The organism is Flavobacterium sp. LS1R10 (assembly GCF_003968825.1).
Classification (GTDB): domain Bacteria; phylum Bacteroidota; class Bacteroidia; order Flavobacteriales; family Flavobacteriaceae; genus Flavobacterium.
On the sequence record NZ_RYDH01000003.1, the window covers coordinates 239,851 to 252,854 of the forward strand.

The window sequence follows — 13,004 nt, forward strand, 5'->3', positions numbered from 1 at the left end:
TTTTCTAATTGCGTAACGGTTTTCCTTTGGTTAACATAAACTGGATTCTTTCTAATGTTTTTCTTTCTGTACAAAGAGATAAGAATGCTTCACGTTCCAGATCCAATAAATATTGTTCGGTTACTAAAGTTGGTTCTGATAAATCTCCACCAGCCATAACATAAGCTAGTTTGTTAGCGATTTTCTTGTCGTGTTCCGAGATGTATTTTCCGGCTTCCATTTGGTCTGTTCCTACTAAGAACATTCCCAAAGCTTGTTTTCCAAGAACTTTTACGTCGCTTCTGCGAATTGGTTGTGTGTAACCTGCTTCTGCCATTAATAAAGCGTGTTTCTTTGCTTCAGCAATCTGACGGTCTTTATTCACAACGATGATATCTTTTCCGTGTTGTAAAAGTCCGGTATCAAAAGCTTCGTAACCTGAAGTAGATACTTTTGCCATAGCGATCGTCAAGAAATATTCTTGCAATACGTTCAACTCCACATCATTTTTATGGAATAAATCTGCAGCACGCAATGCCATCTCTTTAGATCCGCCACCGCCAGGAATAACTCCAACGCCAAATTCTACTAATCCCATATACGTTTCGGCTGCAGCAACAACTTTATCAGCGTGTAAGCTCATTTCGCAACCACCGCCAAAAGTCATTCCGTGTGGAGCAACCACAACTGGAATTCCGGAGTAGCGCACGCGCATCATTGTGTCTTGGAACATTTTGATGGCCATATTCAGCTCGTCGTATTCTTGCTCGACGGCCATCATGAAAATCATTCCTATGTTAGCACCCACAGAGAAATTCGCTGCCTGATTTCCAATAACCAATCCTTGATATTCTTTTTCAGATAAGTCAATCGCTTTGTTGATCGCCTGTAAAACATCGCCACCAATCGTATTCATTTTAGACTGGAATTCTAAGTTCAAAATTCCATCTCCTAAATCTTGAATAATAGCGCCGCTATTGCTCCACACTTTTTTGCTTTCGCGTATGTTGTTCAGGATAATAAAGGCATCCTGACCAGGAACCTTAGTTGCAGATTTTGTTGGAATATCATAAAAATAAGTAGCACCTTCTTTTATTGAATAGAAACTTTTAGTTCCATTAGCAAGCATATCAGTTACCCAAGCAGCTGGTTCAAGGCCTTCCGCTTTCATCATTTCGATTCCTTTGGCAACACCAATGGCGTCCCAAATTTCGAAAGGACCATTTTCCCATCCAAAACCGGCTTTCATGGCATCGTCAATCTTGTATAATTCATCTGAAATTTCAGGAATTCTGTTGGAAACGTAAGCAAACATTCCCGCAAAACTTTTACGGTAAAATTCGCCTGCTTTATCTTTTCCTTTTACCAAAACTTTAAAACGGTCAATAGGTTTATCAATCGTTTTTGTCAGTTCTAAAGTGGCGAAAGACGCTCTTTTAGCCGGACGATATTCTAAAGTATCTAAATCCAATGATAAAATATCCTTGTCTACTTTTTTATAAAAACCTTGACCAGTTTTGCTTCCCAACCATTTGTTCTCCATCATTTTGTTGACAAAATCCGGCAATTTAAACAAATCGTGTTGCTCGTCATTCGGACAATTTTCGTAGATTCCGTTGGCAACGTGCACCAAAGTATCCAATCCAACTACGTCAACAGTTCTGAAAGTAGCTGATTTTGGTCTTCCAATAACTGGACCGGTCAATTTATCCACTTCTTCAATCGTCAATCCCATTTCTTTAACTAAATGAAACAAACTTTGAATCCCATAAATCCCGATTCGGTTTCCAATAAACGCTGGAGTATCTTTGGCCACGACCGAAGTTTTACCCAAGAATTTGGATCCATAATCCGTAAGAAAATCCAAAACTTCCGATGCTGTGTGCGGGCCAGGAATGATTTCGAATAATTTCAAATAACGCGCAGGGTTAAAAAAGTGTGTCCCGCAGAAATGCTTTTGGAAATCGTCGCTTCGTCCTTCACTCATAAAGTGAATTGGAATTCCAGATGTGTTTGAAGTTACTAGAGTTCCCGGTTTTCTGAATTTTTCAATTTGTTCAAAAACCATTTTCTTGATGTCTAACCGTTCTACAACAACTTCAATAATCCAATCCACAGTAGCGATTTTCGCCATGTCATCTGTGGTATTTCCAGTAGTAATTCTGCTGGCAAATTTTGGATTGTAAATAGGAGAGGGTTTCGATTTCAGGGAATTGGCCAAATGCTCATTTACCAATCGGTTTCTAACGATTTTGCTTTCTAAAGTCAGTCCTTTTTTAGCTTCCGCTTCGGTAAGTTCTCTTGGAACAATATCTAATAACAGAACTTCAACTCCAATGTTAGCAAAATGACAAGCAATTCCTGAACCCATAATTCCGGATCCAATCACTGCAACTTTTTTAATTGTGCGTTTCATATAAATAATATTTGATTTTCATTAGAAAATGACAGCGCTATTTTTATTGAAGGATTTCAATTTTGGCGGTGTCATTCGCTGTTTTTTCAGTTTGTTCCGCCAGTTCGCTGGCGCTCGTGTGCGTAAATATATTTTTCTCTTGAATTAATTCATTGATGGCTTCTGCAACTTCAATAAAGTGCTGCAGCTTCTCTTCCGAGATCGTTTTTTTTACCGTTTCATTAAATTTCAACACCGTATTTTTTGACAATTCTCTTTTTTCTTTACCAAAATCCGTGAGGTAAATCAATACTCCACGGCCATCCACTGGATTTTTCTTGCGAATAATCAAGCCTTTTTCCTCCATAGATTTAAGGGTTCTGGTTAAGCTGGTAGCTTCCATTCCCATTTTTGGTCCTAATGAGGTCGATGGCGTCCCACCTTCCTTATCAATACTCAATAAAGCGAACCCAGTAGCCATGCTCGCATCGTATTTCGAAGCTTCTTCATTATACATTCTGGCCACTGCTTGCCAGGTGGCACGTAAAATATAATCTATCGTTTTATCTTTCATAAGTAACTATATCGTTTTCAAATATAATAAAAAATACTATGCACGCATAATATATTAAAACATTTTTTTGTTAAAAAGCATTAAATATAAAAAATCTCCACTGAAATAGAGGAGATTATACTCTTTTTTTAAGAGTAATTAATTTTTTGGTCGTATCCCTGCGTAAAAACTCCGGGTCGGGCTGTACGTTGTATCCACGCTAAAAAGCGTGCGATGCCACTTCCATCCCTTACGCAAATCCTGCTGAGGAGAATGATTGGGGATTTTAATTTAATTGTTGGGATTATGGATTTACGTAATAAGTAGTTTACTATCGTTAAATTTGATTTTTGAGTTTATTGTTCTCGACTAAAAACCAAAAAACCACGAAAATCAATTCGTGGTTTTTTATAGTATCTTTTATTTAACCCTTCTTAAACTCCCCTTTATCCACATCTTTCAAGAACTTAATCACACCCGGAAAATAGGTTTTTGGGTCATCGTATTGTGAAAGGTGACTTCCGTTAGGACAAAACAAGAAACGTCCGTTTTGGACTTCGTTAGCAATCCATTTCATGTGTTCGGGATCCATAGTATCGTATTTAGAACCAATACTCAAGGTTGGAACAGTAAGGGTTTTTAGTCTGGCTTTGACATCCCAATTTTTAAGGGAGGCATTTCCAGTGATGCCAAATTCACTGTGGCCTTGCATAAAAACATATACATTAGGATTAATGTGCTTGAAACATCTGTTGATGGATTCTGGCCATTTTTCGAGTGGCATTCTCAAAATATGTTCCGTGTAGTAATGTTTGAACAGTAATTCGCTGTATTTTGGATTATCAAAATCATTATTTTTTTCGATATCCTGTAATTGCTTTAGGATTTTAGAATCCATTTGCGGTGCCAGAACGTCTTTTGCGTAAGCGTTATATTCCTGAGCACTCGCCATCATATTTGAGATAATTAATCCTTTCAGGTTTTTTTGGTATTTCAAAGCGTATTCCATTGCTAGGATTCCGCCCCAAGATTGTCCCATCAGGTAAAAATTAGAACTGTCCAAGCCTAATGCGATTCGCACTTGCTCGACTTCCTCCACAAAACGTTCATTGGTCCACAAACTGTTGTCGTTGGGTTGGTCGCTGTAATACGAGCCTAACTGATCGTAATAAATGTATTCAATGCTTTCGTTGGGAAAATAACCGTCAAAGGCCTCGTATAATTCATGGGTCAAACCTGGACCGCCGTGTAGCAACAACACCTTTATTTTAGGATTATTGCCCACTCGTTTGGTCCAGACTTTAAACGTGCCTTTTGGCGTATGAATCGGAATCATTTTGATGCCGCCTGTGAGTTGGTCGTCCCGTTTGGAGAAATCTAAATAATTTGTTTTTATGGAATCTTCCTTTGGTTTTTCCTGACAATTAGAAAAAAAGAACACACTGACAACGGAGTAAATCAAGACTTTTAGTTTCATAACGGCTAGTTGTAGATTTTATGGAATAAATCAATGTATTTTTCCATTACTATTTTTCGTTTTAGTTTCAGGGTTGGCGTAAGCTGTCCACCTTCCACAGACCATAAATCCGGCGTTAGCTCAAAACGTTTTATCTTCTCCCAATTTCCAAATTTTTCGTTCAGATTGTCAATTTCCAATTGGATTCTTTCGATTACTTTTTCGTTGGCAATTATTTCTTCATTACTTTTTCCTATGTTGATTCCGTGGATAACGGCCCATTCTTTGATGAAATCAAAACTCGGCTGAATAAAGGCAGCCGGCATTTTTTGACCGTCACCAATAACCATAATTTGTTCAATGAAACGCGATTGTTTCATCGTATTTTCGATTAATTGTGGGGCAATATATTTACCACCTGAGGTTTTGAACATTTCTTTCTTACGATCCGTGATTTTTAAGAATCCGTCTTCGTCAAAAATTCCAATATCACCAGTGTGAAAATAGCCGTCAGTTATTACTTCATTGGTCAATTTCTCATCTTTGTAATAGCCCATCATTACGTTTGGTCCTTTACAAAGGATTTCGCCGTCTTCAGCAATTAACACTTCCACATTATCAATTACTTTACCCACCGTTCCCACTCTGAAACCACCATTTCTAATATCATTTACAGAGATTACCGGAGAGGTCTCGGTCAATCCGTAGCCTTCCATAACTGGGATTTCGGCAGCGGCAAAAATGCGGGCTAGTCTTGGTTGCAAAGCAGCGCTTCCGGAAACCATTAAATCGAGGTTTCCACCCAAACCTTCCTTCCATTTACTAAAAATCAGTTTGCGGGCAATTTTGAGTTGTAATTCATACCAAAAACCATTTTTGCCATACGGCTCATAGATTAAACCTAAGTCAATCGCCCAAAAGAATAGTTTCTTTTTGACACCGGTTAACTCCGTTCCTTTAGCGTATATTTTATCGTATACTTTCTCTAAAAGTCTCGGAACGGCAGTAATTACTGTTGGTCTTACTTCTTTTAGATTGTCACTAATTTTATCAATTGATTCGCCAAAATATACTGAAACTCCGTAATATTGGTATAAATACAAAATCATTCTTTCAAAAATATGGCAAATAGGAAGGAAGCTTAAAGCACGGCTTTTTCCGGCTTCAAACGGAATTCTCGAAGCACTGTCTAAAACATTCGATACAATGTTTTTATGCGAAAGCATGACTCCTTTTGGTCTTCCCGTTGTTCCGGAAGTATAGATTATTGTAGCTAAATCTTCAGTTTTTACGTTATTTTTGCGTTGTTCCACTTCGTTTTGGTTTCCGTTGTCTACGCCAAGAATCAGTAATTCATTCCAGTTGGTGCAACCTTCTATTTCGTTGAAGGAATATACTTCTTTGAGTGTAGGAACTTTATGTTTGATGAGGTTTACTTTTCGAAGCACTTCGGCATCCGATACGAAACAGTACATAGAACCGGAATGGTTTAGAATATATTCGTAATCTTCTTCTGAAATGGTAGGATAAATGGGAACGGTTTGTGCGCCGGTTTGCAACACACCAATATCCATAATATTCCATTCGGTTCTGTTATTAGAAGAGATGATAGCAATTTTATCGTCTTTTTGAACACCCATTCGAAGTAGTGCTCTCGAAACGGCATTGGCTTTAGCGATATATTCCTGTGTAGATGTTTTGATCCAAACTCCATTTTGCTTTGTTGTTAAAGCATCCGGAATGGAATTGTATTTTTCTTGCTGATAATAAGGGAAATCAAAAAGGCGGGTGATGTTTGTCATTATAGAAAATATTGGATTTGATTGCAAATTAAAAAAAAAATAAGGATAAATTTTAAAAATTAGAAATTATATCGCAAAATTATGAAAGGATTGTTACTATTTAACGAAATCGTTTTCATGAAGTAAAATTTTAGTGTAGGATTATAATAAAAAAGCGTGTACGGCCGTGCGAGATTTTCCGGCTTCGTACCCTTTTCAATGTGCCGTTAAACTTTAGTGCCTAGTCACTAATGTGAACTATAAAGTTTTTGTAACGCAGTTATATAATCTATTCTGTAAAAAATCTTAAAGAAATTTTTAACGATCCGCATTATAAATATTATAATTTGTGTCTTAATTTAAGTATGTACTCGTTGCAAACGAGCACCAAAGAACATGGATAAACGAGCGCCAGTGAGGAAAAGCGTTCACTAGATCATTAGTATTTACAGAGAATCGTTGGCGCAGTTTTGAAAACCGTATCAATTCCAATTAGCCACTAAAATAAATCTAATAAAACCAATTCTAATTCATTTTCTAATCCGGTCTTCGGTTTTTAGGGCTTTATTCTTAGCAGACATTTTTTGTTTTAAAAACAGCAAAAAACCCTGAATTGCTCATAGTTTTTTGCATTATTTGCTCTCTGTTGTGGGCACAGCTTGCAAAACTACGCTAACGATTGTGGTATATTAGCGCGGTCAGGTACATTTTAATTTATAAAATTAACAAAAAATTGGAACGTATACTTTTTAAAAAAAAAAAAATTCTAAATTATTTTAAAACTTCTTTTAAGAAAGAATTCATGCGCTCCCAAGAACGTATAGCAGCTTTTTCGTTATACGCTGCTCCTTTTGAATTATCATTACCAGCTTCAATTTCAGTAAAGGCATGTACGGAATTTGCATAATAAATCATTTCCCATTCTGCTTTTGTATCTCTCATTTCTTGTTGAAAGGACGATACTTCCGTTGCTGGCACATAGGTGTCGTCAGCACCATGTAAAACCAGGATTTCAGCCGTGATTGGATTATTTACCCTTGCGGCATCATGTCCTAAACCTCCGTGAAAAGAAACTGCACCTTGAATTTTCATTCCCGCTCTTGCGGCTTCCAGTGCTCCTGTTCCGCCAAAACAATAGCCTATTACTACGATATTGGCAGGATTTGCGCCTGCTTTTACTAATTGGTCTAAAGCAAGTTGAATGCGTCTTTGATAATCAGCTACATTTTTTTTGTAAAAACCAGCTTGTTTTCCCGCTTCTTGTGTGGTTGTAGGATAATTCCCTTGGCCATAAATATCTGCTACAAATGCATAATAGCCCATGCTTGAAAGTCTCTCAGCAGATTGTTTTGAATGTGTATCGATTCCTTTCCAAGCGGGAAGGATTAGAATTCCGGGTTTTGTTTTGCTTCCTTTTTTAGGTGCAATAGACAAGCCATTTAATTGTTGGTTTCCATCCGTGTATTTGACGGATTTTAATTGTGCAAATGTGTCATTGGAAAACAAAAAGAATCCTAAAAAGGCAAAGAAAATATTTTTCATATTAGATATTTTTATTTTTACAAATGTCTCAATCAATTTATCCTAAAACTAAGACTTTGATTTTTTAATTGATGATGTAATTTTTAATTCTTATGGCGTACAGACAAGCGATTACTCGCCGGGATGATATGTTTTTTCGGCATTTTTCTGGACATCCTCTTTATAAAATAATACGTCTTTGAATTGTCCTTTTCGGTACATTTCAGCTTGATCGTAAAAATGTTTCGATTTTGAATCACCGCTATTTCCTCCCGCAAGTAACGATTTGGCTTTTATTTTTGGTCCAAATTCCACCGCACACACAAAACTATTTCCGTTAAATCCGTAGCGTTTTTTGGTATCTTTTTGATAATTGCTTTTAAAAGCAGGTAAACTTCCCCAAAGCGCTGGTCCATAACTAATAGGTAAACTTTCCAAAGCATCACTATAAACCAGATTTATGTCGCCTGATGTTCTCTGGAAACGATTGATTTCGCCCCAAGGAATTTGCCAAGTACCAAATTTTATTTTCAATTCGTTTATCACCATTTGCAATTGTGGAATCAGTTGATCTGGAAACGCATTTTTAGCAAAATCACGGGTATTTTCTACTTGGTCCTTTTGGCCCTGATCAATATATACTTTTTGAATAATGGGGTTTAATTTATAAGCCCATTCCACAGCTAAGGTGGTAGCCACAGAATTTTCCCGGGCGTAATAATCCCAGTTTTTCAATAAGGTTATCGGTTCTGACAGTTCTGTATAAAGCGGATCTTCGGGACTGATGTTTTTCTCAAAACTGGAAATTAAGGATGGAATTAACACTTCGAGGGCCGTTAGTTTCGTGTCGTAACCGTCAGCAATCACTTTGTCTAGTGTATATTTATTGCCTTTGTTCAATAATCGTACAGCATTTAATCCTCTGAAACTTTCTCCGTCTGGAGCCATATAAGGCAAGTAATTTTCTTCTTTTGGACTATAATCTCCTGCCACGGTATATGGTGTAGAATTACAGTTTTGTAACCAGCCGTTTATAGGATTATAAGAATGTACTGTTTCTGAAACTTCATGTAATCCTTTCCATTGTGTAGCCGGTGTCGTACCGTCCATTATTTTTGACCAATTTAGGTTTTTGTCCCGAATGGGAACAAAATTCCCATGCCAGTAGGCAATGTTTCCTTCTTTATCGGCATAAACAGTATTGTTTGAGGTATTGGCTTTCAAATCCATTGCAGTTTTGTAGTCTTCAAAACTTTTTGATTTTGTTCGTATCCAACTTTGTTCCAGACTTTTCATCGAACGGTTATTGGATTTTAAGCTAATCCATTTCCCGTCTCTTTTAGCCATGATTGGACCGTGATTGGTATAATAAGTATTGAATGTTTTAGGAATCAATTTTCCATTTTCCAGATACTTGATGGTTATTTTTTTCTCGACAACTGGAACTAATTTGGTATCGTATTCGTAAAATAGTTTGTTGTTTTTGGTCACGATTTTCTCGGCATACATATCCGCAACATCAACACTTGAGGAGGTATGCATCCAGCCACAGTTTTCGTTAAATCCTTGGTAAATAAAAAATTGTCCCCAAGTAACGGCTCCATACGCATTCAGCCCTTCTTGACTGCTCATCTGTATTTCTGGCCTGAAATAAAAAGTGGTATGCGGATTAATGTATAAAATGGCATTCCCAGACGCTGTTTTTGAAGGTGCAATTGCAAATCCGTTAGAACCCGTTTGTACGTCTTTTTCTCGTTCTATATAGGCTACTTTATCGGTGTTTCCCGAATAAAAAGCTTTCAATTCTCCAGTAGAAAGATCAGCTGTGCTTATGGCTCCAATACTTCCGTCAGTCCAAAGCAATGGAAACCAAGGCTCAAAATGAGTTAATAAAGCGGGTTTTACTTCGGGGTGATTGTATAGATAAAAGTTGATCCCGTCCGCATAACTGTTTAATAATTTTTTCAACCAAGGCGCTGCTTTTTTATAATCGTTTTTAGCATCTTCGGTATCGATTAAAAGTTTAATTTCTAAATCATTGTACAAAACGGACTGTCCTTTGATTTCGGAAAGACGGCCCAGTTTTTCAATGTAATTCATTTCTACCCGTTTGAAATCGTCTTCACATTGTGCGTACAGCATTCCAAAAACGGCATCTGCATCCGTTTTGCCATACACATGCGCAATTCCCCAATTGTCTCTGATAATAGTGACTTGTTGCGACATTTTTTTTAGTCTTTCTAGTTCTTGGTTTGATATCTTTTGTGAAAACAGGGAGCAACTAAAACAAAAAATTAAAACTGCAAGGGGTAAATGGTTCTTGAAATACGTCATTATTATTGAATTTTAATTAGAGACTTACGTTTCGTTTAAATGCACACCCCAGTTCGATTATGGAATCTGTTTTGGCAATACCCGGAATAGTGTCTATTTTTTCATACAGAACTTTACGCATGTGCTCATGATTTTTGGCAATTATTTTTATATAAAGGGTAAAAGATCCGGTGATATAATAGCATTCCGTTATTTCTGGAATGTTTTTCAGTTCCTCAATAATCCGGTCAGAATCTTGGTCTTTATTCAAGGTAATTCCTGTGAATGATCCCCAATCATATCCAATTTTCTTTTCATTGATGACCGGTTTTATTCCGATAAGTATTCCTTGTTCTGTTAATCTGTTCATGCGCTGATGCACCATTGTATTTGATATTTTTAGATTGGCTGCAATAGCAGAATACGCCATTCTTCCATCTTTCTCTAATTCTTTGATAATGTTGATATCAAACTCGTCTAATATATCCATGTTGGTTTACTTATAAATGATGCTTTTTGTGTTTGTATAAAAGTACTTATTTTTATTTATATTGGAATAGTTCTATTATTTGAATTTTATATTTAAAAAATGACTTTTTTTAATGTAAATTAAGTAATTTATTTAAAATAATACTTTTAAAAAAGTCAAAATATTTATTTTTATTGTCAATTTAAAAAAAATCTGTAGTTTTGTACTTTGTAATATCAAAATAGGAATATCATGACACACACAGAACAAAACCTTTCTTCAAAATCGGAAGCGTTAATAGCTAAAGAAAATCAATACGGAGCACACAATTACCATCCTTTACCTGTGGTTTTAGAAAGAGGCGAAGGGGTTTATGTCTGGGATGTAGACGGAAAAAAATATTATGATTTTTTATCGGCCTATTCTGCCGTAAACCAAGGGCATTGTCATCCAAAAATTGTGGATGCAATGATAAAACAAGCACAAACATTGACCTTAACTTCACGTGCTTTTCATAATGATCAACTAGGACCTTTTGAGGAATATGTGACTAAGTATTTTGGTTTTGATAAAGTGTTGCCCATGAATACAGGTGCTGAAGCAGTGGAAACTGCTTTGAAATTGTGTAGAAAATGGGCCTATGAGATAAAAGGAATTCCTGAAAATCAAGCACAAATCATTGTTTGTGAAAACAATTTTCACGGAAGAACAACAACAATCATTTCATTTTCGAATGATGAGAGTGCCCGTAAAAACTTTGGACCATTCACTGCTGGATTTATTAAAATTCCGTACGATGATGTTGACGCCCTAGAAAACGTATTAAAATCAACCCCAAATATTGCTGGATTTTTAGTGGAACCAATTCAAGGAGAAGCGGGAGTGTATGTTCCTGCCGAAGGATATTTAGCAAAAACAAAAGCGCTTTGTGAAGCACATAACGTTCTATTTATCGCGGATGAAGTGCAAACAGGAATTGCACGCACGGGAAGATTATTAGCAACTTGCGGAAATTGTGACTGTAAAAAAGGATGTGAAGGCAGACCGGAAGTAAAACCAGATATCCTTATTCTAGGAAAAGCTATTTCGGGCGGTGTGTACCCAGTTTCGGCAGTTTTAGCGAATGATCCCATTATGAATGTGATTAAACCAGGACAACACGGTTCCACTTTTGGAGGAAATCCTGTTGCAGCGGCTGTGGCTATTGCTGCACTGGAAGTAGTAAAAGAGGAAAATTTAGCACAAAATGCGGCGTACTTAGGCGAAGTTTTAAGAACAGGACTTAACGAAATTGCTTCCAGAAACCCATTAATTACGTTGGTCAGAGGAAAAGGATTACTGAACGCCATAGTTATCAACAGTGGTGAAGAATCTGATTTAGCCTGGAATATTTGTATGAAATTTAGAGATTATGGATTATTGGCAAAACCAACACACGGAAACAAAATTCGATTTGCACCACCATTAGTAATTTCAGAACCTCAAATACAGGAATGTTTGGGTATAATTGAGCGAGCTCTAAACGATTTCAAATAATTTTAAGTACAATGGGAAAATCTATAAAATTAATAAAGAACAGATCCGATATAGGTGCTGGTACACGAGGATCCGACTTAGGGATTGATGCTATCGAAATTGCGGCAATCAATCAAAACAGTGATTATTTTAATCAGTTTGAGTTTGAAGATGTCAAAACGCACAACGAATCCATATATGATAAAAACCGAAGTTCTTCGGCTAAACGAATTGAGCATGTAGTGGAGCAATGCACCAGAGTTTGTAATGCAGTACAGAAAAATTTAGCAGGAAATTATTTTCCAATTGTTTTATCAGGTGATCATTCTTCGGCATTAGGAACATTAAGTGGTATAAAAGCAGCTTTTCCGGAACAAAATATCGGGGTGTTTTGGATTGATGCCCATGCGGATTTGCATTCGCCTTACACTTCGCCATCCGGTAATATTCATGGAATGCCACTATCTGCGGCTCTTGCGGATGATAATTTGAGTTGCCAGAATAACGAAGTGCCTCCGGAAACCCAACAGCACTGGGAAGACATGAAAAATATAGGTTGTAAGGGACCGAAAGTTTTGGCAGAAAACCTGGTATATTTTGGCGTTCGGGATACCGAAGAAGAGGAGGATAAGCAAATTGAAAAATTGCAAATCAAAAATTATAAAGTTGATGAAGTGCGGTATCGCGGTTTACGAAAGTGTGTCGCGGAAGCATTAACTAAACTATCGCATTGTGAAGTGCTATATGTTTCTTTTGATGTGGATTCTATGGATTGTGATATGATTTCTTACGGGACTGGAACACCGGTTTCCAAAGGTTTTGATCAGTATGAAGTAATAGCGATCATCAAACAAATTGTTCAAACCAAAAAAGTAGTTTGTATCGAATTTGTCGAGATTAACCCATTATTAGACACCAAAGGAAATAAAATGGCAGAAACTGCTTTTGAAGTTTTAGAAGCCATTACCTCAGAACTAGTTATTTCTGCAGAATAATTTTTTTTAGCGTGTATAAAAAAGCCC

The 13,004-nt window shown here is 36.8% G+C and carries 9 protein-coding genes; 2 read left to right on the top strand and 7 right to left on the bottom strand.

Annotated elements, in window-relative coordinates:
* Positions 1 to 4: 4 nt before the first annotated feature.
* The 7 genes from EKL96_RS08205 to EKL96_RS08235 form a co-directional block, all read right to left on the bottom strand.
* Positions 5 to 2,395 (bottom strand): 3-hydroxyacyl-CoA dehydrogenase/enoyl-CoA hydratase family protein, encoded by a 2,391-nt coding sequence (locus EKL96_RS08205; RefSeq protein ID WP_126455655.1) that lies wholly within the window; start codon positions 2,393 to 2,395, stop codon positions 5 to 7.
* A gap of 43 nt (positions 2,396 to 2,438) precedes the next feature.
* A complete protein-coding gene (locus tag EKL96_RS08210; RefSeq protein ID WP_233579279.1) occupies positions 2,439 to 2,948 on the bottom strand; it encodes a MarR family winged helix-turn-helix transcriptional regulator in 510 nt (169 codons plus the stop codon).
* A gap of 403 nt (positions 2,949 to 3,351) precedes the next feature.
* On the bottom strand, positions 3,352 to 4,404 hold the full coding sequence (locus EKL96_RS08215; protein WP_126460678.1) for a proline iminopeptidase-family hydrolase: 1,053 nt from the start codon (positions 4,402 to 4,404) through the stop codon (positions 3,352 to 3,354).
* A gap of 5 nt (positions 4,405 to 4,409) precedes the next feature.
* Positions 4,410 to 6,185 carry an AMP-dependent synthetase/ligase gene (locus EKL96_RS08220; protein ID WP_126460681.1) on the bottom strand — a complete coding sequence of 592 codons (1,776 nt, stop codon included), beginning with the start codon at positions 6,183 to 6,185 and terminating at the stop codon, positions 4,410 to 4,412.
* A gap of 750 nt (positions 6,186 to 6,935) precedes the next feature.
* Positions 6,936 to 7,706, bottom strand: coding sequence for a dienelactone hydrolase family protein (locus EKL96_RS08225; RefSeq protein ID WP_126460684.1), 771 nt, complete (start codon positions 7,704 to 7,706; stop codon positions 6,936 to 6,938).
* Between the two features lie 111 nt (positions 7,707 to 7,817).
* Positions 7,818 to 9,911 carry a penicillin acylase family protein gene (locus tag EKL96_RS08230; RefSeq protein ID WP_233579280.1) on the bottom strand — a complete coding sequence of 698 codons (2,094 nt, stop codon included), beginning with the start codon at positions 9,909 to 9,911 and terminating at the stop codon, positions 7,818 to 7,820.
* Positions 9,912 to 10,035: 124 nt separating this feature from the next.
* A complete protein-coding gene (locus EKL96_RS08235; protein ID WP_126454003.1) occupies positions 10,036 to 10,488 on the bottom strand; it encodes an Lrp/AsnC family transcriptional regulator in 453 nt (150 codons plus the stop codon).
* A 231-nt stretch (positions 10,489 to 10,719) separates the two neighbouring features.
* Here EKL96_RS08235 and rocD point away from each other — a divergent pair, with 231 nt between their 5' ends.
* A complete protein-coding gene (gene rocD, locus EKL96_RS08240) occupies positions 10,720 to 12,003 on the top strand; it encodes an ornithine--oxo-acid transaminase (RefSeq protein ID WP_126460690.1) in 1,284 nt (427 codons plus the stop codon).
* A gap of 11 nt (positions 12,004 to 12,014) precedes the next feature.
* Positions 12,015 to 12,977, top strand: coding sequence for an arginase (locus EKL96_RS08245; protein ID WP_126460693.1), 963 nt, complete (start codon positions 12,015 to 12,017; stop codon positions 12,975 to 12,977).
* Positions 12,978 to 13,004: the final 27 nt, after the last annotated feature.

Coding starts and splice junctions, on each gene's coding strand:
- EKL96_RS08205 (WP_126455655.1), bottom strand. CDS start 2,395: ATGAAACGCACAATTAAAAAAGTTGCAGTGATTGGATCCGGAATTATG.
- EKL96_RS08210 (WP_233579279.1), bottom strand. CDS start 2,948: ATGAAAGATAAAACGATAGATTATATTTTACGTGCCACCTGGCAAGCA.
- EKL96_RS08215 (WP_126460678.1), bottom strand. CDS start 4,404: ATGAAACTAAAAGTCTTGATTTACTCCGTTGTCAGTGTGTTCTTTTTT.
- EKL96_RS08220 (WP_126460681.1), bottom strand. CDS start 6,185: ATGACAAACATCACCCGCCTTTTTGATTTCCCTTATTATCAGCAAGAA.
- EKL96_RS08225 (WP_126460684.1), bottom strand. CDS start 7,706: ATGAAAAATATTTTCTTTGCCTTTTTAGGATTCTTTTTGTTTTCCAAT.
- EKL96_RS08230 (WP_233579280.1), bottom strand. CDS start 9,911: ATGTCGCAACAAGTCACTATTATCAGAGACAATTGGGGAATTGCGCAT.
- EKL96_RS08235 (WP_126454003.1), bottom strand. CDS start 10,488: ATGGATATATTAGACGAGTTTGATATCAACATTATCAAAGAATTAGAG.
- rocD (WP_126460690.1), top strand. CDS start 10,720: ATGACACACACAGAACAAAACCTTTCTTCAAAATCGGAAGCGTTAATA.
- EKL96_RS08245 (WP_126460693.1), top strand. CDS start 12,015: ATGGGAAAATCTATAAAATTAATAAAGAACAGATCCGATATAGGTGCT.